This is a genomic window from Psychrobacillus sp. 05T411 (assembly GCF_056396485.1).
The window spans coordinates 17,559-42,250 of the sequence record NZ_JBFTLO010000020.1 but is presented as its reverse complement, the minus strand read 5'-3'; the positions used below and the strand labels follow the sequence as shown (position 1 = coordinate 42,250).

Annotated in this window: 25 protein-coding genes; 23 read left to right on the top strand and 2 right to left on the bottom strand. The window is 36.3% G+C overall.

What is annotated here, in order from left to right; all coding sequences use genetic code 11:
• Positions 1–301 precede the first annotated feature (301 nt).
• From rpmH to AC1DFT_RS15030, 11 genes are all read left to right on the top strand, one after another.
• Positions 302–436, top strand: a complete 135-nt coding sequence (rpmH, locus tag AC1DFT_RS15080; protein WP_053591131.1) for a 50S ribosomal protein L34 — start codon at positions 302–304, stop codon at positions 434–436.
• A 67-nt stretch (positions 437–503) separates the two neighbouring features.
• On the top strand, positions 504–848 hold the full coding sequence (gene rnpA, locus AC1DFT_RS15075; protein ID WP_478159550.1) for a ribonuclease P protein component: 345 nt from the start codon (positions 504–506) through the stop codon (positions 846–848).
• A 64-nt stretch (positions 849–912) separates the two neighbouring features.
• Positions 913–1,683, top strand: a complete 771-nt coding sequence (gene yidC, locus AC1DFT_RS15070) for a membrane protein insertase YidC (protein WP_478159549.1) — start codon at positions 913–915, stop codon at positions 1,681–1,683.
• A complete protein-coding gene (jag, locus tag AC1DFT_RS15065) occupies positions 1,680–2,429 on the top strand; it encodes an RNA-binding cell elongation regulator Jag/EloR (RefSeq protein ID WP_478159548.1) in 750 nt (249 codons plus the stop codon). Before yidC ends, jag begins: the two co-directional genes overlap by 4 nt.
• A gap of 396 nt (positions 2,430–2,825) precedes the next feature.
• A complete protein-coding gene (gene mnmE, locus AC1DFT_RS15060; RefSeq protein ID WP_478159547.1) occupies positions 2,826–4,211 on the top strand; it encodes a tRNA uridine-5-carboxymethylaminomethyl(34) synthesis GTPase MnmE in 1,386 nt (461 codons plus the stop codon).
• A gap of 22 nt (positions 4,212–4,233) precedes the next feature.
• Positions 4,234–6,123, top strand: coding sequence for a tRNA uridine-5-carboxymethylaminomethyl(34) synthesis enzyme MnmG (gene mnmG / locus AC1DFT_RS15055; protein WP_478159546.1), 1,890 nt, complete (start codon positions 4,234–4,236; stop codon positions 6,121–6,123).
• 23 nt (positions 6,124–6,146) lie between these two features.
• Positions 6,147–6,863, top strand: coding sequence for a 16S rRNA (guanine(527)-N(7))-methyltransferase RsmG (gene rsmG / locus AC1DFT_RS15050; protein WP_478159545.1), 717 nt, complete (start codon positions 6,147–6,149; stop codon positions 6,861–6,863).
• Positions 6,864–7,070: 207 nt separating this feature from the next.
• Positions 7,071–7,943 carry a nucleoid occlusion protein gene (noc, locus tag AC1DFT_RS15045; protein ID WP_478159544.1) on the top strand — a complete coding sequence of 291 codons (873 nt, stop codon included), beginning with the start codon at positions 7,071–7,073 and terminating at the stop codon, positions 7,941–7,943.
• 132 nt (positions 7,944–8,075) lie between these two features.
• Positions 8,076–8,837, top strand: a complete 762-nt coding sequence (locus tag AC1DFT_RS15040; protein ID WP_478159558.1) for a ParA family protein — start codon at positions 8,076–8,078, stop codon at positions 8,835–8,837.
• The gene (locus tag AC1DFT_RS15035; protein WP_478159543.1) at positions 8,830–9,666 is read left to right on the top strand and encodes a ParB/RepB/Spo0J family partition protein; all 837 of its coding nucleotides are present in this window, start codon (positions 8,830–8,832) and stop codon (positions 9,664–9,666) included. The genes AC1DFT_RS15040 and AC1DFT_RS15035 overlap by 8 nt, the downstream gene beginning before the upstream one ends.
• 65 nt (positions 9,667–9,731) lie before the next feature.
• Entirely contained in the window at positions 9,732–10,439 is a 708-nt protein-coding gene (locus AC1DFT_RS15030) for a DUF554 domain-containing protein (RefSeq protein ID WP_478159542.1), read from the top strand.
• On the opposite strand, the gene yyaC is transcribed toward AC1DFT_RS15030, so the two are convergent.
• Positions 10,395–11,021: a spore protease YyaC gene (gene yyaC, locus AC1DFT_RS15025; RefSeq protein WP_478159541.1), complete on the bottom strand. Its 627-nt coding sequence runs from the start codon at positions 11,019–11,021 to the stop codon at positions 10,395–10,397. The two genes, AC1DFT_RS15030 and yyaC, sit on opposite strands and share 45 nt — an antisense overlap.
• Before the next feature lie 52 nt (positions 11,022–11,073).
• Between yyaC and AC1DFT_RS15020 the strand changes: the two genes are divergently transcribed.
• From AC1DFT_RS15020 to ychF, 3 genes are all read left to right on the top strand, one after another.
• Positions 11,074–11,892, top strand: a complete 819-nt coding sequence (locus tag AC1DFT_RS15020) for a mechanosensitive ion channel family protein (RefSeq protein WP_478159540.1) — start codon at positions 11,074–11,076, stop codon at positions 11,890–11,892.
• Between the two features lie 42 nt (positions 11,893–11,934).
• Complete coding sequence (locus AC1DFT_RS15015; protein ID WP_142608046.1) at positions 11,935–12,135, top strand: DUF951 domain-containing protein; 201 nt, start codon at positions 11,935–11,937, stop codon at positions 12,133–12,135.
• A gap of 88 nt (positions 12,136–12,223) precedes the next feature.
• Positions 12,224–13,324 (top strand): redox-regulated ATPase YchF, encoded by a 1,101-nt coding sequence (ychF, locus tag AC1DFT_RS15010; protein ID WP_478159557.1) that lies wholly within the window; start codon positions 12,224–12,226, stop codon positions 13,322–13,324.
• 25 nt (positions 13,325–13,349) lie between these two features.
• Here ychF and AC1DFT_RS15005 read toward each other — a convergent pair whose 3' ends face one another.
• Complete coding sequence (locus tag AC1DFT_RS15005) at positions 13,350–13,898, bottom strand: DUF3267 domain-containing protein (RefSeq protein ID WP_478159539.1); 549 nt, start codon at positions 13,896–13,898, stop codon at positions 13,350–13,352.
• A gap of 167 nt (positions 13,899–14,065) precedes the next feature.
• On the opposite strand from AC1DFT_RS15005, the gene rpsF reads away from it, so the two are divergent.
• The 9 genes from rpsF (at position 14,066) to AC1DFT_RS14960 (ending at position 24,144) form a co-directional block, all read left to right on the top strand.
• Positions 14,066–14,356: a 30S ribosomal protein S6 gene (gene rpsF, locus AC1DFT_RS15000; protein ID WP_402825290.1), complete on the top strand. Its 291-nt coding sequence runs from the start codon at positions 14,066–14,068 to the stop codon at positions 14,354–14,356.
• 44 nt (positions 14,357–14,400) lie between these two features.
• Complete coding sequence (ssb, locus tag AC1DFT_RS14995) at positions 14,401–14,910, top strand: single-stranded DNA-binding protein (RefSeq protein WP_478159538.1); 510 nt, start codon at positions 14,401–14,403, stop codon at positions 14,908–14,910.
• Positions 14,911–14,956: 46 nt separating this feature from the next.
• The gene (rpsR, locus tag AC1DFT_RS14990; protein WP_142608051.1) at positions 14,957–15,193 is read left to right on the top strand and encodes a 30S ribosomal protein S18; all 237 of its coding nucleotides are present in this window, start codon (positions 14,957–14,959) and stop codon (positions 15,191–15,193) included.
• Between the two features lie 932 nt (positions 15,194–16,125).
• Positions 16,126–17,067: a YybS family protein gene (locus AC1DFT_RS14985; protein ID WP_478159537.1), complete on the top strand. Its 942-nt coding sequence runs from the start codon at positions 16,126–16,128 to the stop codon at positions 17,065–17,067.
• A 12-nt stretch (positions 17,068–17,079) separates the two neighbouring features.
• Entirely contained in the window at positions 17,080–19,056 is a 1,977-nt protein-coding gene (locus AC1DFT_RS14980; protein ID WP_478159536.1) for a DHH family phosphoesterase, read from the top strand.
• Entirely contained in the window at positions 19,053–19,502 is a 450-nt protein-coding gene (gene rplI, locus AC1DFT_RS14975) for a 50S ribosomal protein L9 (RefSeq protein WP_478159535.1), read from the top strand. Before AC1DFT_RS14980 ends, rplI begins: the two co-directional genes overlap by 4 nt.
• Before the next feature lie 12 nt (positions 19,503–19,514).
• Positions 19,515–20,870: a replicative DNA helicase gene (gene dnaB, locus AC1DFT_RS14970; RefSeq protein WP_478159534.1), complete on the top strand. Its 1,356-nt coding sequence runs from the start codon at positions 19,515–19,517 to the stop codon at positions 20,868–20,870.
• A gap of 140 nt (positions 20,871–21,010) precedes the next feature.
• Positions 21,011–22,297 carry an adenylosuccinate synthase gene (locus AC1DFT_RS14965; protein ID WP_478159533.1) on the top strand — a complete coding sequence of 429 codons (1,287 nt, stop codon included), beginning with the start codon at positions 21,011–21,013 and terminating at the stop codon, positions 22,295–22,297.
• Between the two features lie 374 nt (positions 22,298–22,671).
• Entirely contained in the window at positions 22,672–24,144 is a 1,473-nt protein-coding gene (locus AC1DFT_RS14960; protein ID WP_478159532.1) for a peptidoglycan DD-metalloendopeptidase family protein, read from the top strand.
• Positions 24,145–24,692 lie beyond the last annotated feature (548 nt).

Here is a 24,692-nt window from a genome sequence, read left to right as displayed (position 1 = left end):
AATCCATTGCAATTACAAGAGATTTAAGAGTTATCCACATTAATCAAATTATTAACATTTTAAGTTGTCCACAACATATGATTATGTTCAGAACCTGTTCATAAGTTATGTGGATATTTTTTTCTGATGATTTTTTTATACACAGCCAAAAATAGAGAGTGAAATGAATTGTGGATAAGTTAAAGTTGCAAGTGGGACTGGCAACTTTAAAGGGGAATTGACAAACCTCCTTACTTTATATATAATATCGAAGACTGTCTAAAGAAGATTGAAAGATGATCACTCAGGAGGTGTCATATAGATGAAACGTACATTCCAACCAAATACACGTAAACGTGCCAAAAACCACGGTTTCCGCGCACGTATGAGTACGAAAAACGGTCGCCGCGTATTAGCAGCACGCCGTGCAAAAGGAAGAAAAGTATTATCAGCATAAGTAAGTCCACTGACCATTCAGTGGTCTTTTTTTTCTTTTATAACGATTAGTCGGAGCAGGTGAAACGATGAATAAAAGACAACGGATAAAAAGAAATGCGGAATTTCAAGAAATCTTTAAAAAAGGAAAGTCATTTGCTAATAGACAATTCGTTGTTTATTGCTTAACAAAAGAAGAGGATTATTATCGAGTTGGATTATCTGTTAGTAAAAAAGTAGGTAATGCAGTAGTTCGTAATCGTATAAAAAGATATATAAGGCAAACCTTTTTAGAAATACATGATCAAGTATATTCGAAAATGGACTATATTATTATCGCCAGAAATCCGGCGGCCAAGCTAGATTTTCACGAAACAAAAAAAAGTTTAGAGCATGTTCTCAAAATAGCAAAGGTGATCCAAAAGAAAAGCTAGTGTAGACTTTACGAGAAATGGTAAGATGAGATGAAATGAACATATTTAATTAGGGGGAAGAAGGTTGAAAAAAAGACTATCATTAGTACTGTTGCTAATAGTGGCAACTGTACTACTTGCTGGTTGTACTGAATTCAATGAGCCGATCTATTCCGATTCTGAAGGATTTTGGAATCAATACATTGTTTGGCCCTTAGTTTCAGCTATAACATATTTTAAAGATTTACTAGGTACGTATGGTTTAGGAATTATAACGGTAACTATTATTATCCGCTTAATAATTTTACCTTTAATGATTAAACAAACGAAAAGCTCTAAAAGTATGCAAGAAGTACAACCTGAATTAAAAAAGCTAAAAGAAAAGTACAGTTCAAAAGATGCAGTGACTCAACAAAAGTATCAGCAAGAGATGATGGCTCTTTTTAAAGAAAGAGGGATCAATCCAGCTGCCGGATGTTTACCAGTTTTTATTCAAATGCCGATATTAATCGGATTTTATCATGCGATTAGTCGAATGAATAATACCCCAGAAATCAATCTAGGCGACTTTTTAGGATTTGCATTAGCAGAACCAAGTATTATCCTTGCAGTACTTGCCGGTGTCATGCAATTAATCGTTTTACGTACAGGCCCAGCAATGGATAATCCTCAAATGAAAATGATGATGTATATTATGCCGTTTATGATTATAGGATTTGGTATCGTTTTACCAGCGGCTTTAACATTATATTGGGTTATCGGAAATATTATCTCTATTATTCAAAATTTATTCATTTATAAACCTTGGAACAAGAAGGAAAAAGAACCTGTTAAATCGGGAGGGGCCAAAAAATGAATCAGATTACGCAAACTGCACCTACAAAAAAAGAAGCTATAACTATTGCACTAGAAAAGCTAGGAGTTTCCATGCAAGACGTGTCGATTACAGTAGTGGATGAGGGTAAAAAAGGTTTTCTGGGATTTGGAGTAAAACCTGCAGTTGTACAAGTAACTGTTTTAGAAAGAGAAATAGTAGAAGAAGCTCCAATAAAAGAAATAGTTAAGGAAGAGAAACTACAACAAGTGCATGAAGCAGAAGTTAATATGCCAGTTGTGAAAGAAGAAGCACCTTCCAAAGAACAAACAAATGAGTTAGCGGTAGAAGAAACGATTCAATATATTAACGAAATAGCTAAAGAGATGAAAATAGATGATTTAGTAATAACTGAAAAAAAGGATGGAAAGTTTATTCACCTCCATCTAAATAGTGAAAAAGCAGCTGTATTAATAGGAAAGCGCGGACAAACACTGAATGCACTTGAAAATTTAGCTCAGCTTGTCGCAAATAAGTTTTCAAATTCCTTCATCATTATTAAATTGGATGTTGGAAATTACCGAGAGCGTAGAAGAGAATCACTGGAACAGCTTGCAGAAAGAATGGCAGATAAAGCAGTTCGGACGGGTAAAAAAGTAGAATTTGAACCAATGTCATCTTTTGAAAGAAAAGTAATCCATCATGCACTATCTGTTCGTGTAGATATAGAAACCTATTCAGTCGGAACGGATCCAAATCGCTTTTTAGTAATAGAACCGATAAAATAACTAAAAACGGATTTTAGCTTTCAATAGCTGAGATCCGTTTTTAACTTTAATCACCAGAGAGCCTGAGACTCTCTGGTGATTAAAGTTAAAGCTTCTGGCCAATGTCACAGACTTTTCAAGGGATTATTAGAATGATGTTAGTTTAAAATTGTCGCATCCATGCAACAAGGGCTAACTGAACTGCATCATGTGGGTCTAAGCGCAGGTTCAATATCTGGACGCCATTACACCGAGTCGTAATTGATATGGTCAAATTGGTACATTTTGTTCACATGAATAAAAGTATCTATACTTCTGATTTTGGGTATTTTGTGGTATCGTTATATGTTAGATAGTCGTGTTCGGTTACTTATTCACATGTGGATAAGTATTGAAACTGTAAGGAGGTTGACACTTGTGGAATTTGATACAATAGCAGCTATTTCTACACCGCTTGGGGAAGGCGCTATAGCAATAGTAAGAATCAGTGGGACTGATGCAATAACTATAGCAAATAAAATTTTTCGTTCGCCAAACGAAAAAGATTTACTAATACAAGCGTCTCATACGATACATTACGGACATTTAGTTGATCCCAAAACGAATGAGGTAGTAGAAGAGGTAATGCTGTCCTTAATGAAAGGACCAAAAACATTTACGAGAGAAGATGTAATTGAGATAAATTGTCATGGAGGACTTGTATCTGTCAATCGTGTCTTACAACTTATTTTAATAAATGGTGCACGACTTGCTGAGCCAGGCGAGTTTACGAAACGTGCATTTTTAAATGGAAGAATCGACTTATCACAAGCAGAGGCTGTTATGGACTTAATAAGAGCAAAAACAGATAAGGCCATGAATGTTGCTTTAGGACAAATGGACGGACGATTATCTAGACTTATTAACACTTTAAGACAAGCTCTTCTTGAGACATTGGCACAAGTAGAAGTAAATATTGACTATCCAGAATATGATGATGTGGAAGAAATGACGCTACCACTGATGATTGATAAATGCACTTGGGTGAAAGAAGAAATTGATAAATTATTAATAACATCATCTCAAGGGAAAATACTTCGCGAAGGACTTTCAACGGCAATTATCGGAAGACCCAACGTTGGAAAATCTTCTTTATTAAATAGTTTAATACAGGAAAACAAGGCAATTGTTACAGATATAGCGGGAACAACAAGAGATATTATAGAAGAGTATGTTAATGTGCGCGGAGTTCCGTTAAAATTAGTAGATACTGCCGGAATTCGAGAAACAGAAGATATAGTAGAAAGAATTGGTGTAGAAAAATCACGACAAGTATTAAAAGAAGCAGACCTTCTATTACTTGTCCTAAACAATGCGGAACGATTAACAGAAGAAGACCGTAGACTATTTGAAGCAATTGAAGGTATGGATTGCATCATTATTATTAATAAAACAGATTTACCGACCGAAATCGACATGGACGAAGTGAAGCAATTGGCAGGAGATAAACGAATTGTCACAACTTCTTTACTTCAAGAAGAAGGGGTCGATGAATTAGAAGAAGCAATCGCTTCTCTATTTTTTGAAGGGTCGATTGAAGCTTCCGATTTAACTTATGTATCGAATGCACGCCATATATCTTTATTGCATTTAGCAAAAGCAACTGTGACTGACGCAATTGAAGCTGCACATAATGAAGTGCCAGTGGATATGATTCAAATAGATGTGACAAGAACTTGGGAAATATTAGGTGAAATAGTTGGAGATACAGTGGAAGAAAGTTTAATTGACCAGCTATTTGCACAGTTTTGTTTAGGAAAATAAAAAACGAGAGGAAGAAACGAACATGCCAAACTTTGAAGCAGGCAAGTTCGATGTGATTGTTGTTGGAGCAGGACATGCAGGTGTGGAAGCAGCACTAGCAGCTGCTAAAATGGGTGTAAAAACGCTTGTTTTAACAATAAATCTTGATATGATTGCATTTATGCCGTGTAATCCATCCATCGGAGGGCCAGCGAAAGGAATTGTTGTGCGTGAAATTGACGCATTAGGCGGAGCCATGGGAAAAGTAATAGATAAAACACATATTCAAATGAGAATGCTAAACACAGGGAAAGGCCCTGCTGTTAGAGCACTACGAGCACAAGCAGATAAAGTGCTCTATCAACATGAGATGAAACGACTTCTGGAAGAACAAGAAAACTTAACGATTCATCAAGCAGTGGTCGAAGAATTACTTGTAGAAGATGAAAAAATTATTGGACTTGTAACGCAAGTGGGAGCAATATACAGAGCAGAAACAATTGTCATTACTACAGGTACGTTTTTACGTGGAGAAATAATCATTGGAGATTTAAAATACTCTAGTGGACCAAATAATCAGCAACCATCCATTAAGTTAGCGGATAGTATCCGAAATTTAGGGTTTGATTTGGTTCGATTTAAAACTGGTACTCCGCCTCGCGTGAATAGTAAAACAGTGGACTATAGTAAAACAGAAATTCAACCTGGTGATGATGTTCCAAGAGCATTTAGTTTTGAAACAACAGAATTCATCATGGATCAGCTACCATGTTGGTTAACATATACAAGTGCAAAAACGCATCAAATTATTAATGATAATTTACATTTGTCACCAATGTATTCTGGTATGATTAAAGGTACAGGTCCAAGATATTGTCCATCTATTGAAGATAAAGTAGTTCGATTTAATGATAAACCGCGCCATCAGATTTTCTTAGAGCCAGAAGGTAGAAATACAAAAGAAGTGTATGTGCAAGGACTATCAACAAGTCTACCAGAGCATGTCCAACGTCAATTGATCGCTTCAGTTCCGGGACTCGAAAATGCAGAAATGATGCGTGCTGGTTATGCAATTGAATATGATGCAATGGTTCCAACTCAATTATGGCCAACACTCGAAACGAAAAAAATAAAAAACTTATATACAGCAGGTCAAATTAATGGTACATCTGGGTACGAAGAAGCAGCAGGTCAAGGATTAATGGCTGGTATTAACGCTGCACTACGTGTACTTAACAAAGAAGAAAAGGTTTTGAGTAGATCAGATGCGTACATCGGAGTATTAATCGATGATTTAGTAACAAAAGGAACGAATGAGCCATATCGATTACTAACTTCTCGTGCAGAGTATCGATTATTATTGCGCCATGATAATGCCGATTTAAGACTACTTGAAATGGGCTACCAAATTGGTTTAGTTTCGGGGGAAAGATATGATCAGTTTTTAATCAAAAAGAAACGGATAGAAGATGAATTAATTCGTCTCCGTACGCTGATTATTAAGCCAAATGAAGCAACACAGGAGTTAATACGTAGTGTAGAAGGTAGTGAGCTAAAAGACGGTATACGTGCCGCTGACTTACTTAAGCGAACAGAAATGCATTATGATTTAGTTGCCCAACTGGTTCCTTCAGAAGTAGAATTAACATTAGAAGAAAAAGAACAAGTTGAAATTCAAGTAAAATATGAAGGGTATATTGAAAAGTCTCTTCAACAAGTAGAAAAACTTAAAAAAATGGAAGACAAAAAAATTCCTGATCAACTTGATTATGATGCAATCTCTGGAATTGCTTCGGAAGCAAGACAAAAACTAAAGCAAGTACGTCCATTATCTATTGCACAGGCATCCCGTATATCAGGAGTGAATCCAGCGGACATTTCTATCTTACTTATTTATATTGAACAAGGAAAAATAGCTAAAATTTCTGGATAGTCTTAAATGATAAGGAGAACTACATGAACGAAGAACAATTTAAACAAGCCCTTCATGAAAAAGGTATTACGCTAAGTGATGTTCAAGTAGAACAGTTTAGAAAATACTTTGAATTATTAGTTGAGTGGAATGAAAAAATGAATTTAACTGCAATTACAGATGAACCTTCTGTCTATTTAAAACATTTTTTTGATTCAATTAGTGCTTCATTCTACGAAGATTTTAATGGCCCTTTCTCTGTTTGTGATGTAGGAGCAGGGGCTGGATTTCCAAGTATTCCACTCAAAATTTGCTTCCCGGATCTAAAGGTAACAATTGTTGATTCATTGAATAAAAGAATTCAATTTTTAACGAATTTAAGCAAAGAATTGAACTTAACCAATGTTCAATTTGTGCATGCCCGGGCGGAAGAGTTCGGACAAAATAGTGAATACAGAGAAAAATATGATATTGTAACAGCAAGGGCAGTAGCAAGGCTTTCTGTCTTATCTGAATTATGTATTCCTCTTGTAAAAGTAGGAGGCAGATTTATAGCGATGAAAGCTGCTAGTGCTTCCGATGAGCTAAAAGATGCTAAAAAAGCACTCAGTGTACTAGGTTCTGAAAAAAGTGCAGAGTATTCATTTCTTTTACCGATTGAAAATAGTGAAAGAACGTTGTATGTCTTTTCTAAAACAAAAAGCACACCGAAAAGATACCCTCGAAAACCAGGTATTCCAAATAAAACGCCTATTATTTAACCTTGCTCGGCATCTTGCTTCTGTATTTCACCTAGTGGTATTTAATAAACTACTAAAATAGATAATATCTTTAATAAAAGAAAATTCAGAAGCAAGTATGTCAAGGTGCATTAAATTGAGGAACGTTCCACGTGAAACATTTATAGTAGTGTTATTTTTTTCGTGAATATTAAGTGTATAGAGTTTCTAAAAGGTGGTGCTTGTAAGATGAAAAGTCCTTTTTCTCGTTTTTTCGGAAGTTCTGAAAAACAAGGACAAGATGTGGTTGTCGAACCGACACAACATCATTTAGAAGAAGTAATGAATATAGCAATTGATAAAATTATACCCAATAGATATCAGCCGAGAACTGTTTTTGATGAAGCAAAAATAGAAGAACTTGCTCGGACAATTCATACACATGGTGTTATTCAACCTATAGTTATCCGTAAAATGGATGATGAAAAGTATGAAATTATTGCAGGGGAACGACGGTTTCGTGCAATGTCAAAATTGCAGTGGACAGAAGTCCCCGCAATTATTCGTAATTTAAGTGATAAAGAAACTGCTTCTATTGCTTTAATAGAAAACTTACAGCGGGAAGAACTAACCGCGATTGAAGAAGCAGTTGCTTATCAAAAACTGCTTAAATTACATGAACTTACTCAAGAAGCCCTTGCACAGCGACTCGGTAAAGGTCAATCTACAGTTGCCAACAAACTAAGACTGCTAAAACTTCCTGAAGAAGTTCAAGAAGCAATTATGAAAAAAGAATTATCGGAAAGACATGCAAGAGCATTAATGCAAATTAAAGAAAAAGAAATGCAGCTCCAACTAATGAATATGACAATGGAAAACCATTGGAATGTAAAGCAATTGGAGCAAAAGGTGGAGGAAATTTTAAACCCTCCTTTGAAAGAAGACAAAAAAACAGCAAAACCCAMAAGGAAAGCTGTCAGTAAAGATGTACGTATTGCATTGAATACGATCAAGCAATCTTTATCAATGGTTACGAAAAGTGGTATTAATATTAAAACAGAAGAAGAAGATATGGAAGAATTTTATCAAATCACTGTAAGAATACCAAAAAAGAAATCATAATATATTATTTATTTCAAACTCTCGCATTTTTGCAAGAGTTTTTCTTTTGTTACAAGAATATCATCCAATTTTCTTTCGAAGTTTGATAGAATGGAATAGAGTCAAAAAATTATGGCGAAAGTAGGTGCAAGAGTGGGAAGAATTATTGCAATAGCCAATCAAAAAGGTGGTGTAGGTAAGACTACTACATCTGTTAACTTAAGTGCCTGCCTTGCATACTTAGGTAAGAAAGTTTTACTTGTAGATATAGATCCACAAGGAAACGCTTCTAGTGGCGTGGGTGTAAATAAAGGCGATGTAAATCAATGTATTTATGATGTATTAATAGATGACTTGAGCGTTTTAGAAACTATTCAAGAAACAAAGGTGGAAAACTTACATATTGTTCCTGCCACTATTTCATTAGCAGGAGCAGAAATAGAATTAGTTTCTACTATTTCTCGAGAAGTTCGATTAAAAAAGGCCTTACAAGAAGTGGAAAACCGATATGATTATATAATTATCGATTGTCCACCATCACTTGGTTTATTAACAATCAATTCTTTGACTGCATCCGATGCCATTATCATACCGGTTCAATGTGAGTTTTATGCATTAGAAGGTTTAAGTCAGTTATTAAGTACGATCCGTTTAGTGCAAAAACATTTAAATAAGGATTTAGAAATTGATGGCGTTTTATTAACAATGTTTGATGCTAGAACTAATTTAGGTATTCAAGTAATCGAAGAAGTAAAAAAGTATTTTCAAGATAAAGTATATAGAACAATAATTCCTAGAAATGTTCGCTTGAGTGAAGCACCAAGTCATGGAGAACCAATTATTATTTACGATCCCAAGTCTAAAGGAGCAGAAGTATACTTAGAACTAGCGAAGGAAGTGATCCGTAATGGCTAAAGGTTTAGGAAAAGGTATTAATGCACTCTTTCCTGGTGAAGGCTTAGAAAAAACAGAGAAAGTAGAACAAATTAGTTTATTCGAAATTAAGCCCAATCCTTATCAACCTCGAAAAGTTTTTGATGAAGAAGCGATGAACGAACTTACAGAGTCCATTAAAGAACATGGTGTATTACAACCGATAATTCTTCGAAAAAAAGGTTCCAAATATGAAATCGTTGTAGGTGAGAGAAGATATAGAGCATCTCAGCTGGCGAGTTTAGACGTAATACCTGCAGTTATTCGAGAGCTAACCGACCAGCAAATGATGGAGTTGGCTATTTTAGAAAATTTACAGCGTGAAGATTTAACACCGATAGAAGAAGCAGAAGCCTATCAAAACTTAATGGAACATTTAAGTTTAACTCAAGAGCAACTTGCATTTAGATTAGGAAAAAGTAGACCACATATTGCTAATCACGTACGTTTGCTCACCTTGCCAGAAATTGTTAGAAATACAATTTCCGATGGTATTTTAACAATGGGACATGGAAAAGCTTTATTAGGTTTAAAAAAGAAAAAAACAATCCCGATAATTATGCAAAAAACAATTAAAGAAAACTTAAATGTACGCCAATTAGAAGCTTTAGTACAACGTTTAAATGAGAATGTTCCACGTGAAACAAAAAGAGAAGAAAAAGATATTTTTACAAAAGAAAAGGAATCTGAATTGAGGGACTTCTTCGGCACGTCGGTTTCTATTACAAAAGGTAAAGACAAAGGGAAAATTGAAATTGAGTTCTATTCAGAAGATGACTTAGAAAGAATATTAGAACTATTGGAAAATTAAAGTAACCTATTTCTAGGGGAACCTAGAAGTAGGTTATATTTTTAGACGTGAGATGAGGAATTCAGATGGTATTATTGGGGACTTTGGTGAATGCTCTATTAATAATTATAGGAGCTATTGCCGGAAGATTATTAAAAGGAATTCCGGAAAATATGAAGCAAACAGTTATGGGTGCTATTGGTATTACGGTGACCTTATTAGGAATTCAAATGGGCTTAGAAAGTAGTAACTTTGTATTAATCATTATTTGTATCGTATTTGGTGCGGTTATCGGAGAATGGATTGATTTAGATAAGGGCTTAAATAAACTAGGTCAATTTATAGAGAAAAAGTTCGGGTCAAAAGCCTCTCAAGGGGGAAGTATCGCCCAAGGATTTGTTACGAGTACACTTATATTTGTTATTGGCGCAATGGGAGTTTTAGGAGCATTAAATAGTGGACTCCAAAACGATCATGAATTACTCATTAGTAAAGGAATAATTGATGGATTTACTTCCGTTATTTTGTCAGCAACTTTAGGAATAGGCGTATTGTTGTCAGCTTTTCCAGTGGTAATTTATCAAGGATTGATTGCTTTATTTGCAACACAAATTACTAAAGTCATACCAGAAGCTGCACTTGAATTGTTTCTTCAAGAAATGACAGCCACTGGAGGAATCATGATTATCGCAATTGGTTTAAATTTACTTGGGTTAACAAAAATTAGAGTAGCGAATCTCTTACCAAGTTTAGTCATTGTTGGCATTGCGGTCGCTTTCATTTATAACTTTTAAATTGTAACGATGCCATGCTAGGAGAAGAGCTCGTGATATTACTTTACCCATTTCAAAAGTTAGGTTAAGTCGGGTACTTTGTAGAACGTTGTATTCCATAAAACCCCCAATGTTCACCACTGCTTTAATGGAGACTTCTCCAATTGGAGGTAATTCTTTTTTTACTGCTTTTCCTGGATAAAGTGGCCCAGGATGTACGATGATTTGTCCGATATTGTTAGAATTCCCTAAACAAGCATCAATGGCAACAATATAGGGTGAATCAGGTGAGCCTTTTAACTCTTCTATAGTTTCTTCTAAATTTAATGCGTGTAATGGATTATCTAAAGTGCCTACAATTTGAAATGGAAAAGAAAGAAGTTGAGTTAAAAAAGAACCGGTCATTGGTCCAAGGGCATCACCTGTTGAGCGGTCCGTTCCTATACAACAAAAGACTAAGTTTGGATGATCAAAAGGAATATGATTTAAAAAGTAGTTGCTTAATCGCCAAACTACTCCTGTTTCTTTATAATAGATAGAAGAGAGATGTTGAATAGTTGTTGCTTGAGAGTTCATATATTTAACTCGCTTTCTTTTTAACATAGTATATGCATCTAGAAAATTATTTATTCAAGTAGAGGTGACAAACTGCTTTATGAACGCGAAACTACAGAAATTTAAAGATTATTTAATTTCAGAGGAGACATGGCTGGATTTTGGCATTATTTTTGTTAAACTTCTCGTTATCTTATTACTCACTACAATTGTAGTGAGGGTCGGAAAAAGGGTTATCACAAAATTGTTTTTAGTTAGACAGAAGAGTCCCTTAGGCTATTCAGAACGCAGACAAAATACACTAGAAAAGCTTCTTCAAAATATTTTAGCTAACGTTGTATATTTCACAGCGATTATAGCTATATTAAGTACTTTTGGTATAAATGTAGTTGGGCTACTTGCAGGAGCAGGTATTGTCGGACTTGCGGTTGGTTTTGGTGCACAAAGTTTAGTGAAAGATATTATAACAGGATTTTTTATTATATTTGAAGATCAATTTGCAGTTGGTGACCAAGTACAGATCGGTTCGGCAAATGGAATCGTGCAGGAAATTGGCTTACGTACAACTAAAGTGAAAAGCTATACTGGAGAACTTCATATTATTCCCAATGGAACTATTACAGTTGTTATCAATTATTCCATTTATAACTCATTAGCTTTGATCGATGTGAGTGTTGCAGCTGAAACTGATATTCCGACATTAGAGAAGAATATACAAGAATTTCTTAAAGATCTATCTAGTAAATATGAAGAGCTTGTTAAAGTCCCAAGCTTCCTCGGAGTACAAAGTTTTAACGCAACCGAGATAGTTGTTCGAATTACTGCTGAAACAATACCAACGAAACAAGCTGGAATCGCTAGAAAAATACGAAAAGATTTAAAAGAATTTCTGGAACAAAAGGGTATTCAAATTTCCTAATAAAGCTGCAGTTATAGATCAAAGTAAAAGTAGGTGATAAAAATGGAAAATAAGCAGTTTCAACTAAATGATATTGTGGAAATGAAAAAACAGCATCCATGTGGAACGAATGCTTGGAAGATCATTCGAATGGGAGCTGACATTCGAATTAAATGTGAGGGATGTCAACATAGTGTACTGATTCCACGAAAAGAATTTGAAAAAAAGATGAAGCGACTCTTAAAACAAGCAGATACTGAGTAAAGATAGACTTTTAGTATCAAAATCAATATAATGAACAGGTTATAAATAAAAAAAGTGTAAGTTAATATAGAGAAGGGTTGTGACAGATATGGCATTGACGGCAGGAATCGTAGGATTACCAAACGTAGGAAAATCCACACTGTTTAATGCAATAACGAAAGCGGGGGCACTTGCAGCAAACTATCCGTTCGCTACAATTGATCCAAATGTAGGGATTGTTGAAGTTCCAGATGCACGTTTAGATAAGTTAACAGAATTAGTAACACCTAAGAAAACTGTTCCAACGGCATTCGAGTTTACAGATATTGCTGGAATTGTAGAAGGTGCTAGTAAAGGGGAAGGTCTAGGTAACAAGTTTCTAGCCCATATCCGCGAAGTAGATGCAATTTGCCAAGTAGTCCGTTGTTTTAATGATGAAAATATTACACATGTTTCCGGTAAAGTGGACCCAATCTCGGATATAGAAGTCATTAATTTGGAGTTAATTTTAGCGGATTTAGAAAGTGTAGATAAACGTTTAGCTCGCGTTGCCAAAATGGCAAAACAAAAAGATAAAGATGCAATGGTAGAAGAACCAATTCTTACACGCTTAAAAGAGGCTTTTGAAGCTGGAAAATCTGGTCGTTCTGTTGACTTTTCAGAAGAGGAACTTCGAGTAGTAAAAGGGCTTCATTTATTAACGATTAAACCGATGCTATACGTGGCCAATGTATCTGAAGATGATATTATGGCAGACGGTGAAAATGAATACGTACAAAGAGTACGCACATTTGCTGCAGAAGAGGGAGCACAAGTAATTGTTGTTTGTGCGAAGATTGAAGAGGAAATGGCAGCACTAGAGGACGATGAAAAGCAAATGTTCCTAGAAGAATTAGGTATCGAAGAATCTGGATTAGATCAGCTTATTAAAGCTTCCTACTCTTTACTTGGACTTGCTACATATTTCACAGCTGGTGTACAAGAAGTACGTGCATGGACGTTCCGTAAAGGGATGAAGGCTCCTCAATGTGCGGGTGTTATTCACACAGACTTTGAAAAAGGATTTATTCGTGCAGAAACAGTTGCTTATGATGATTTAGTTGCTACAGGATCTATGGCAGCTGCAAAAGAAGCAGGAAAAGTTCGTCTAGAAGGAAAAGAATACGTAGTACAAGATGGCGACGTTATGTTGTTCCGTTTTAATGTTTAATAAAAAAGATTAGCGAATTCTCTCGCTAATCTTTTTTTAGTACATATAGTTTAGGTTTTACAGGATCATCTTTTATTAACACATCTTTAGGGTGTTTTTTTAGTTCTTTGTACATTGCAAAGTCTCCAGCTGCCCCGGCAATTAACCAAACGCCTAAAAGGACTAGCATAGGTGATTGAATGATATATCCTATTAACATAGGAAGAACGCCCGTCGTCCAAAAGGGTAGTAGTAATGCTTTTTTCATCGCATGATTAGGTAAAGGAATATTTGTTGTTGCATAGGCAATACCCATTTTGAGATTAACACCATAATTCATGCTATTCCAAGGGACTTTTCCAAACAAATAAAAACCGATTAAATGAAATGCTTCATGTAAAACAATTAATAGTATATATCCGATAAAAAATAACAGAAGATCAATAAGTGAAAATATTACTTCAAGGCCATTGTATAACCAAGTATAAATAAAGATTCCAAGTAGGGATAACAAAACAGTCATAATAAAGCTAGACCAAGTGACTTTTTTCAAATCAATTTCAATAATCGATAAATAATCTTCATTATTATCCATGAACAATCCCTCCATTAATATAAATATACATGAATAGTAAAAACAATGACAATGAACTTGAAATAATAAAATATTTATGGTACAATTCATTGATGTGAGTAATAGAATTACTTGCTCCTTGTCGATTGTTCATCAATCGACCAAAGACCATAGGGAGGTGTAAATAGATGAGAACGTATGAATTAATGTATATTATTCAACCAGCAATCGAAGAAGATGCGAAAAAAGCTTTAGTTGAGCGTTTCAATGAAATCCTAACTTCAAACGGTGCTGAAATCATCGAAGCGAAGGACTGGGGTAAACGCCGTTTAGCTTATGAAATCAATGACTTACGTGAAGGTTTCTACCAAATCGTTAAAGCAAATGCTGATTCAAAAGCAATCGATGAGTACATTCGTTTAGCTAACATCAATGAGGACATTATCCGTCACATTGCTGTTCGTATCGACGATAAATAATAAAATCGACTTAACAAAAGCTGAATGAGGGAGGTTGTACACTGATGATTAACCGTGTCGTTTTAGTTGGAAGACTAACAAAAGATCCGGAACTTCGCTATACGCCAAGTGGTGTGGCAATGGCAAGATTTACACTAGCTGTCAATCGAACATTTTCTAACCAACAAGGTGAAAGAGAAGCTGATTTTATCAACTGTGTCGTTTGGAGAAAACAAGCGGAAAACACAGCTAACTTCTTGAAAAAAGGAAGTTTAGCAGGTGTTGAAGGGCGTATTCAAACAGGCAGTTATGAAGGACAAGATGGAAAACGTGTTTATACGACGGATGTTGTCGCAGACAGCGTTCAGTTCTTAGAACCACGTAGTAGTTCTGGAGACCGTGGCCAATCGGGACAACCATATGGTGGCGGACAACAGCAACAACAACAAAATTCATATCCGACATATCAGCAAAACCAACCAATGAATCAGCAAAATTATACACGTGTAGATGAAGATCCTTTTGCAAATAGTAGTGGACCAATCGAAGTATCGGATGACGATCTACCATTCTAAGAGGACTTCACGCATGTGACTTTAATCGAAAAGGAGGCAATCTATTATGGCACCACGTCGCGGAGGCAAAAGACGCCGTAAGGTTTGTTACTTCACAGCTAACAACATCACAAACATCGATTATAAAGATGTAGATTTGTTGAAAAAATTCGTGTCAGAACGTGGGAAAATTCTTCCACGTCGTGTGACAGGAACTAGCGCGAAGTACCAACGTAAATTAACACGAGCTATTAAAGTATCTCGTATCATGGCTTTACTTCCATTCTCTTCTGAAGAGAGATAAGTTTATAAATCAAAAGACCGGGAAACCGGTCTTTTTTTGTTGCTTAGGAAACTGTCCACTGGGATTTCCACTTCAAGGTGGACGCTTTCCACGGGGTGAGCGATGAGCCTTCACCGCCGCTACGCGTACGTTGTGAAGTCTCATTTTGCTCACTTAATCCCGTTGGAGTCGCCACCCTGCAGCGAAAATCCATGGGAATTACTATCTAATTTAGTGTCGACACATATCAGAGATCAAAATAACCCAATCTACTACGTAATGTTTATTAAATCTAATTAGAAAATGTGGCCTTCTAATAAAGAGCACGTCTTTTAGGATAAACTTCTTATCTATCAACCACATATCGGAATAATACCTCTTATCCCCAGTACTCACTCCAAGTCGACTTGCTGTTTTAAGAAATGGTTGCTTTCACTGGTAGTTTGGTTGCTCTCGTTCCGATTTGATTGCTTTCCAAGTAGAACTGGTTGCTTTCGATGACTAGTTGGTTGCCCTAATCCATTTATTGGATTCAAACAGTTGAAAAACGGAGGAAATTTTGTTTTTAGCGGGTTAATACTGAATAAGTAAGCAATTACCATTGATTTTCGCTACAGACGTCGACTCCTGCCGGAGGCCAACAGGACGTTGGTCACGAAGGCGTTGCCACACGATGTGGTGCTCTTAGCCTTTGTTCCACATGGGCAAATGAGCCATCTCAGGCATACGCCTAAGGGCGGCGGGGATGGCTCATCGCTCACCCGGCGGAAAGCGTACGGCTGCAGCGAAAATCACGGCGGTCACTACGTCGGAGTATCCCTATAATGTTCCAAATCTCCTTTATAAGGTTATTTTTTATTGCTCTATAAGGAAAGTGGAAAGAGTATGGAGTTTTAGTTGATGTAGTAAATCTGTTACAATGGATAGATGACTAGGATAAAGGAAGGTACTACATGCAAAAAAATCAGTCAAACTATTTAACATATGGGTCTATGATGATTGCACTATTTGCTATTCTTTTAGCAATATCTATCTATATTCCGATAATAAGTGTAATAACTGTGTTTATAGTTCCAATACCTATCGCTTGGTACAGTGCCAAATTTGATCGAAGGCAAGCTATACTTGTAACTATTTTATCCGTAGTAATTTCTTATCTAATCGGTGGGATTTTTGGATTACTAGCAGGACTAATAGCCGCACCTCTAGGATTAATAATAGGGCATTCAATTCAACTGGAAAAGTCAAAGCTCCATATATTAATGAGCTCGGGAATTTTCCTATTAATTATGGCAGCATTGCAATACATATTATCTATTTTAGTATTAAATATGAACGTAATAGAGAACCTTTTGGAGGGCCTTGAAATATCCTACAAACAAGCAGGGAGTATTATGTCTTCCGTAGGACAGCTGCCAAAAGATTATGATGAGCGAGTTTCACAGGCTTTGTTGCTTTTCAAATCAGCTCTGCCTTCTTATTTTATTGGAGCTATGTTTATAACTGCTTTTGTTTACGTAGTTATTAATTTATCAGTATTGAAAAAATTAAAACTAGATGTACCGAAGTTTTCTAAGTTTATGGATTTTAGACTACCAAAAGTGGTGTTATGGTATTATTTAATTGTATCCATTTTCACTTTGTTTGTGGCATTTGAAGTTGGAACTTTTGGTTATTTACTATTTGTGAATGCGTTACTAATTTTAAGAGTCCTTTTGTTCTTACAAGGTATCTCGCTCGTTCACTACTATTTTCATGTGCAAGGATGGCCAAAATGGTCTGTGGTTTTCGCAACAATTCTGGCGATACCACTCTTTACTTTCACCATTATATTAGGTGTATTAGATTTAGGGTTTAATTTGAGAGCGTTTTTAAAAGACAGGTACAAAAAATAAGGAGCTGATCAAGTGGCATCTTTTTTTAGGAAACGACCAATTCGATATCCACTCGTTTTGTTCATGTTGCTCGGTGGAGTAGCATCTTATTTATTGTTGTCTAACAATTTATTAGTTGGATTATTATTTGCTCTATTAATAATTGGAGTATCTATATATGCATGGATTTTAGAACAGCGTGTATATGAGGAAACAGAAAGACATATAGAAACCCTTTCTTATCGAATGAAGAAAGTAGGGGAAGAAGCGTTATTAGAAATGCCTATTGGTATTTTATTGATAAATGATCAATATGTCATTGAATGGGCAAATCCGTATATGATGCAAAAGTTACCATTTGATACAATCATAGGTGAAGAGTTATTTTCTATATCAACAGATTTTAAACAGCTTTTGAAACAGGAAGATTTAAAAGAAATGGTTATCTCATTTGATGACAATAACTATAAAGTGCTGTATAAAGCAGAAGAAAAATTATTGTATTTCTTTGATATAACGGAACAAGTCGAAATGGAATCCTTATATTATGGGGATCGTACAGTTATTGGTGTGTTATTTATCGATAACTATGACGAAATTGCACAAGGGATGGATGATCAAACCCGAGGACAGTTAAATAGTATTGTTACCTCCTGTGTGAATAGCTGGGGTGCCAATTATGGGATTTATGTGAAAAGAATTTCGTCAGATCGTTTTCTAGCAATATTTAACGAATCCATTTTAGTGGAATTAGAKAAAAATAAATTTTCGATTTTAGATGATATTCGAGAGACTACTGCTAAATTCGGATTTTCATTGACCTTGAGTGTTGGTGTGGGTGCAGGATCGATTTCCCTTGTAGAGCTAGGTGAATTAGCACAGTCTAGTTTGGATTTGGTTTTAGGGCGTGGTGGGGATCAAGTTGCGATCAAACATCCAAGTGGAAAAGTGAAGTTTTACGGTGGTAAAACAAACCCAGTAGAAAAAAGAACTCGTGTTAGAGCTAGGGTTATATCACATGCCCTGCGAGACTTAATACAGGACAGTGATCAAGTATTTGTAATGGGACATCGTATGCCCGATATGGATGCTATCGGTTCTGCTGTCGGAGTGAGAAAAATGGCCGAGATGAATAAAATAAATGGCTACGTCGTGATAGAATTTAATGAGCTAGACAATAGCGTGACACGGTTAATGGATGAAATAAAAGAAAAACCGGAACTGTATGATCGATTTATTAGTCCAGAAGATGCGATGAATAAAATGACGGATAAAACGTTGCTAGTTGTAGTAGATACACATAAACCAAGTCTTGTCATTGATGAGAAACTACTTCAAAAAGCAGAAAAAATTGTCGTTATCGATCATCACCGCAGAGGGGAAGAATTTATCACCAATACGATGCTCGTTTATATGGAACCTTACGCATCTTCCACGTCTGAGCTCGTTACTGAATTGATCGAATATCAACCGAAACACGAAAAAATCACAAGTTTAGAAGCTACATCAATGCTTGCGGGAATAATTGTAGATACAAAAAGCTTTACACTTCGTACGGGAGCTAGAACATTTGAAGCAGCTTCTTATCTTCGCACAAATGGAGCAGATACGGTACTTGTACAACGTTTACTGAAAGAAGATATTGATACGTATATTGAACGTTCGAAAATCGTACAAACAGTTGAATTTTTTGGGGAAGGCATTGCCGTTGCACATGGCGCAGAAAATGTTGCCTATAGTCAGGTATTGCTTGCCCAAACGGCCGATATTTTATTAACGATGAATAACATTACTGCTTCGTTTGTTATTGGACGTAAAAGTGATTCTAAAATAGGCATAAGCGCAAGATCACTTGGAGATGTAAATGTACAGTTAATAATGGAAAGACTGAACGGCGGCGGGCATTTAACAAATGCTGCATGCCAGCTAGAAGATATAACGATAGAAGAAGCAATCACATTATTAAAAGATGCTATTACGGAAACAATTAAAGGAGGAACTACAGAATGAAAGTCGTATTCTTAAAAGATGTTAAAGGTAAAGGGAAAAAAGGAGAAATAAAAAACGTAGCAGATGGCTATGCACATAACTTTTTATTGAAAAATAATCTTGCAGCGGAAGCAAATACTGCTGCCATTAGTGCATTAGAAGGTCAAAAGAAAAAGTCAGAAAAAGAAGCTGCTGAAGAGTTAGCAGAAGCAAAAAAATTAAAAGAAGTATTAGAGCAACTTACAGTTGAATTGAAGGCGAAATCAGGTAGTGATGGTCGTTTATTTGGTTCTGTAACAACAAAACAAATTGCTGCACAATTAGAAAAGTCACATAGTATTAAACTAGATAAACGCAAAATGGAACTGGACGATGCTATTCGTGCGTTGGGATATACGAGTGTTCCAGTTAAACTACATCATGAAGTAGTAGCAACATTAAAAGTACATGTAACAGAAGAAGCGTAAGGAGAGAGATTTATGAGCGATCCATTGTTGGACCGTGTACCCCCGCATAACCAAGAAGCTGAACAGTCTGTCATCGGAGCAATATTTTTAGAACCACAAGCATTAATAACTGCCGCAGAAATTGTGATGCCGGAAGACTTCTACCGGGTTGCGCATCAAAAGATATTTCAAACGATGCTACGGTTAAGTGATCAAGGAAAAGCAATAGATGTCGTTACTGTAACCGAGGAACTTTCAACTAAAAAAGAGTTGGAAGACGTCGGAGGTATTTCATATATTAGTGAGATTGCAAATAGCGTTCCTACTGCTGCTAATATCGGTCACTATGCAAAGATAGTAGAAGAAAAGTCTATTTTACGTCGGCTTATTCGTGTAGCCACTACAATTGTTGAGGATGGATTTACGAGAGAAGATGAAGTAGAAGCTTTACTATCAGAAGCAGAAAGAAAAATGATGGAAGTCGCCAATCGAAAGAACGCTGGTGACTTTAAACATATTAAAGATGTGTTAGTGGAAACATACGACAACATCGAAAAACTTCATTCACAAAAAGGCGATGTTACGGGAATACCTACAGGATTTCGGGATTTGGATCGTATTACAGCCGGTTTCCAACGAAATGACTTAATCATTGTAGCGGCGCGTCCTTCGGTAGGGAAAACGGCATTTGCACTCAATGTAGCACAGAACGTAGCAACAAAGACGGATGAGAATGTAGCCATTTTTAGTTTGGAGATGGGCGCAGAACAATTAGTAATGCGTATCCTCTGTGCAGAGGGGAATATAGATGCACAAGTTCTTCGTACCGGAGCACTTACAACGGAAGATTGGCGTAAGCTGACAATGGCCATGGGAAGCTTATCGAATGCTGGTATTTATATTGACGATACGCCTGGTATTCGAGTAAATGAAATCCGAGCAAAGTGCCGTCGTTTAAAACAAGAATCTGGTCTTGGAATGATTTTGATTGATTATTTACAACTTATTCAAGGAAGTGGCGGAAGTCAAGCAAATCGTCAACAAGAGGTTTCCGAAATTTCCCGTTCTTTAAAAGGTTTGGCTCGTGAGCTACAAGTACCAGTCATTGCACTATCACAGCTATCTCGTGGTGTGGAACAGCGACAAGACAAAAGACCGATGATGTCCGATTTACGTGAGTCTGGTTCAATTGAGCAAGATGCGGATATCGTATCCTTCTTATACCGGGAGGATTACTACGACAAAGAAACAGAAAATCAAAATATGATTGAAATTATTATTGCGAAACAACGTAACGGTCCCACAGGCACAGTAACGCTCGCCTTTGTGAAAGAGTTTAATAAATTCGTTAATATTGATTGGAGCCAGCATCAAGCTCCACCAGCATAAATTCAACACGAACGTATTAATGTATACTTCATTAATCGTTCGTGTTTTTTTAATGAAACTAGTTGACGAAGATATAGTTGATTGGTACAATTACACTGATTTTATTCAGGACATACAAATGTCTATCGGAGGTGTCGGCAATGCCATCAGTAGTAGTTGTTGGAACACAATGGGGAGATGAAGGAAAAGGAAAAATCACAGACTTTCTCTCTGAAAACTCGGAAGTAATTGCAAGGTACCAAGGCGGTAATAACGCAGGACACACCATTATTTTCGGAGGTGAGACATACAAACTCCATCTCATTCCTTCCGGTATTTTTTATAAGGACAAAGTTTCTGTTATTGGAAACGGCATGGTAGTAGACCCAAGAGCTCTAGTGAAAGAAATAAAGGGACTTCATGAACGTGGCGTACAAACGGATAATTTACGTATTTCTAATCGGGCACACGTCATTCTTCCTTATCATATTAAACAAGATGAAGTAGAAGAAGCACGTAGAGGTGCAAATAAAATTGGTACTACTGGCAAAGGGATTGGACCAGCCTACATGGACAAGGCGGCACGTGTCGGTATACGTATCGCAGATCTTCTCGATTATGAAGTATTTAAAGAAAAGTTAGAACATAATTTAGCTGAAAAAAACAGAATGTTCGAGAAGTTTTATGAAACAAAAGGATTTACCGTAGAAGAGATTTTAGAAGAATTTTATGGTTATGGGAAACAAATAGAGAAATACGTAACAGATACTTCAAAAGTTCTAAACGACGCATTAGACGAAGGTCGTCGTGTACTTTTTGAAGGGGCTCAAGGGGTCATGTTGGATATTGACCAAGGAACATATCCATTTGTGACTTCTTCTAATCCTGTGGCCGGTGGAGTAACCATTGGTGCTGGAGTAGGACCGACTAAAATATCTCATGTAGTAGGAGTATGTAAAGCTTATACTTCTCGTGTAGGAGATGGACCGTTTCCTACAGAATTATTTGATGAAGTTGGCAGCCAAATTCGTGAAGTTGGGAAAGAGTATGGAACGACAACTGGTAGACCCCGTCGAATCGGTTGGTTTGATACTGTAGTAATCAGACATGCAGCACGCGTGAGTGGATTAACGGATTTAACGGTCAACTCCATTGATGTTTTAACTGGATTAGATACGGTGAAAATATGTACTGCCTATAAATACAAAGATGAGTTAATCACGGAATATCCAGCAAATCTTCGTATGCTTGCGGAATGTGAACCGGTATATGAAGAATTGCAAGGTTGGAACGAAGATATTACGAAATGCAAAACGCTTGATKAACTACCAGCAAATGCTCGTCATTACTTAGAACGAATCGCACAACTAACCGGTGTTCAAATCTCCATCTTTTCAGTAGGTCCAGATCGTACACAAACGAACATTATCTCCAGCGTTTGGAGATAGTAAAATAAGTCCGCAATTCATAAAAGCTGTCAAAAAGTGAACACTTTTTGACAGCTTTTTGTCGATTCATTCAAAAAGTATCGGAAAGCCAATGATTTACATCTTCTAATATGACAAATATAACAAAGAAACGAGTAAACTACTGTATAAAATATAGATATTTTAGCAAAAAACAAGGCAAAAGAGTCAAAAATATAGAAAAATAGATTATTTTATTACCTTTTTTAGTAAGCTAATAGAATATATTGGAACCAATACTACAGTTTCTTTACAACTAGCGTAATTAGTTCACTTCCTTATTTCAAGTATGTTAAATTAAAGTAGTGTGAAAAATAGAGTAGATTGTTTTGAAATAGTTTGGAAGGGGCTTTACCATGTTTTTGAAAAGAAAGAGTAAGGAGCAGCAGATTCAACAAGCTGTTCTGGCAAACAGAAAATCAAGTATAGTGAAAAAAGCAACCGTATCAATTTTGCTCATTTCCAGTTTAACCTTTAATATCGCATTTGCAAATGAAGAAGACAGTCAGTCGTTGAAAGAAATATATCATATATATTCAAATGGACAATACGTAGGGGCATTATCTGATCAGACAGAGATGGAAAAAATAATGGATCAAAAAGTACAAGATTCGAGCTCCCAGTACAAGAATCTCTCTTTAAATGCTGGGTCTAATTTGTCCGTTGTATCAGAACAAGTTTTTACAGCCTCTACAAATGATGAAGCAACACTTCAAAAACTAGATGAGTTAATAGAAGTAAAAGCAAAAGCATTTGCATTATCTGTAAATGACGAGATGGCAGTCTACGTCAAAGACTTGAATGCTTACCAAGAAGCAGTACATAAACTGAAGTTACATTTTGTTTCGGAAGAAGAGTTACAAGCATTGGAAGCACGAAAAGATTCTACTGAAAATTTACCCCAATTGAAAGAAAATGAAACACGTATTAAGGATATAATCTTAAAAGAAAAAGTATCAGGTGTTACAGTTGAAATCAGTCCAGAAAAAGTTGTTTCTGCTGATGATGCAGTTAATCTTTTATTAGAAGGAACGTTAGAAAAAGAAACCTATAAAGTAGCTGCAGGGGATGTATTAGGAACAATAGCTAGTAAACATAATTTATCATCCGCTGAACTGATGGCTATAAATCCCGGAATTACAGAATCTACATTATTACAAATAGACCAAGAGTTAAATGTAACCGTATTAAAACCACTTATTAATGTAGAAGTTCAATATGAGAAAAAAGCTGAAGAAGTTATTAAACATACGAAAAAAGTAGAAGAAACAGATGAAATGTATAAAGGCGATACAAAAGTAAAACAAGAAGGTTCGGATGGAAAGAAAATAACTACTTATTTAGTGCGTAAAGAAAATGGCGTGGAAGTAGGTCAATCTGTAATAGAAGAGACAATTCTTGAAGAACCAAAGGATCATATCGTCTTAAAAGGAACAAAAGTGATTCCTTCCCGTGGTTCTGGTCAATTTGCTTGGCCGGCAGAAGGTGGATATATTTCTAGTAAAATGGGCTATCGTTGGGGTCGTCAGCATGAAGGTATAGATATTGCACGTCCTAGTGGTTATACGATAAAAGCATCGGATAATGGTGTCGTAGAAGCGGCAGGCAAGGATGGGACATATGGAAACCGAGTAATTGTGAATCACCAAAACGGTTATAAAACGACATATGCTCATCTTTCTTCTATTAGTGTAAGTGTAGGAGATGTTGTGCCCCAAGGTTCCAAATTAGGTGTAATGGGTAGCACTGGTCGTTCAACAGGTACGCATTTGCATTTCGAAGTGAAGAAAAATGGTGTAACGATTAATCCATTATCTGTGTTAAACTAAAAAAAGGTAGAGACGGTCACTAGTTTGGCTGTCTCTTTTATTATAACCAAATTTGTATAGCATGTTTGTCTTTGTTTCCGCTTAAGTAACTATAGAATTCTATATATGTAGATAACTATTTACACGAAACATAAGTAAGTTAAGGCATTTTTAAAATTTGAACACAGTATAGGGAAACTGCGCCGTAGTGAAGCGAATAGAGTGTCCGCTGTGATTTTCGCTACAGTCGTACGGCTTTCCGCCGGGTGAGCGATGAGCCATCCCCGCCGCCCTTAGGCGTACGCCTGAGATGTCTCATTAGCCCACTCATCCGGCAGGAGTCGACGTCTGTAGCGAAAATCAATGGAAATTGCCCAATTATCAATACCATTCCATTAAAAAACAAAATTTCAACCAGTTTTTCCATTGGATTCATCCAATAAATTGCTTAGGGCAATCAACCGATCACCGGGAGCAACCAGTTCTACTACGAAAGCAACTAAATCAGCACGAGAGCAACCAAATTACTCGTGAAAGCAACCAATTCTCAACATGGCTCTTTACTTGAT

What these genes read in the sequence shown, in the direction of transcription:
- rsmG (WP_478159545.1), top strand. Translation starts at nt 6,147, where the DNA reads ATGAACGAAGAACAATTTAAACAAGCCCTTCATGAAAAAGGTATTACG.
- ychF (WP_478159557.1), top strand. Translation starts at nt 12,224, where the DNA reads ATGGCATTGACGGCAGGAATCGTAGGATTACCAAACGTAGGAAAATCC.
- yyaC (WP_478159541.1), bottom strand. Translation starts at nt 11,021, where the DNA reads ATGTTAAAAAGAAAGCGAGTTAAATATATGAACTCTCAAGCAACAACT.
- mnmG (WP_478159546.1), top strand. Translation starts at nt 4,234, where the DNA reads ATGCCAAACTTTGAAGCAGGCAAGTTCGATGTGATTGTTGTTGGAGCA.
- AC1DFT_RS15020 (WP_478159540.1), top strand. Translation starts at nt 11,074, where the DNA reads ATGAACGCGAAACTACAGAAATTTAAAGATTATTTAATTTCAGAGGAG.
- ssb (WP_478159538.1), top strand. Translation starts at nt 14,401, where the DNA reads ATGATTAACCGTGTCGTTTTAGTTGGAAGACTAACAAAAGATCCGGAA.
- rnpA (WP_478159550.1), top strand. Translation starts at nt 504, where the DNA reads ATGAATAAAAGACAACGGATAAAAAGAAATGCGGAATTTCAAGAAATC.
- rpmH (WP_053591131.1), top strand. Translation starts at nt 302, where the DNA reads ATGAAACGTACATTCCAACCAAATACACGTAAACGTGCCAAAAACCAC.
- AC1DFT_RS14985 (WP_478159537.1), top strand. Translation starts at nt 16,126, where the DNA reads ATGCAAAAAAATCAGTCAAACTATTTAACATATGGGTCTATGATGATT.
- rpsF (WP_402825290.1), top strand. Translation starts at nt 14,066, where the DNA reads ATGAGAACGTATGAATTAATGTATATTATTCAACCAGCAATCGAAGAA.
- AC1DFT_RS15035 (WP_478159543.1), top strand. Translation starts at nt 8,830, where the DNA reads ATGGCTAAAGGTTTAGGAAAAGGTATTAATGCACTCTTTCCTGGTGAA.
- jag (WP_478159548.1), top strand. Translation starts at nt 1,680, where the DNA reads ATGAATCAGATTACGCAAACTGCACCTACAAAAAAAGAAGCTATAACT.
- AC1DFT_RS14960 (WP_478159532.1), top strand. Translation starts at nt 22,672, where the DNA reads ATGTTTTTGAAAAGAAAGAGTAAGGAGCAGCAGATTCAACAAGCTGTT.
- rpsR (WP_142608051.1), top strand. Translation starts at nt 14,957, where the DNA reads ATGGCACCACGTCGCGGAGGCAAAAGACGCCGTAAGGTTTGTTACTTC.
- AC1DFT_RS15030 (WP_478159542.1), top strand. Translation starts at nt 9,732, where the DNA reads ATGGTATTATTGGGGACTTTGGTGAATGCTCTATTAATAATTATAGGA.
- dnaB (WP_478159534.1), top strand. Translation starts at nt 19,515, where the DNA reads ATGAGCGATCCATTGTTGGACCGTGTACCCCCGCATAACCAAGAAGCT.
- AC1DFT_RS15005 (WP_478159539.1), bottom strand. Translation starts at nt 13,898, where the DNA reads ATGGATAATAATGAAGATTATTTATCGATTATTGAAATTGATTTGAAA.
- AC1DFT_RS15015 (WP_142608046.1), top strand. Translation starts at nt 11,935, where the DNA reads ATGGAAAATAAGCAGTTTCAACTAAATGATATTGTGGAAATGAAAAAA.
- rplI (WP_478159535.1), top strand. Translation starts at nt 19,053, where the DNA reads ATGAAAGTCGTATTCTTAAAAGATGTTAAAGGTAAAGGGAAAAAAGGA.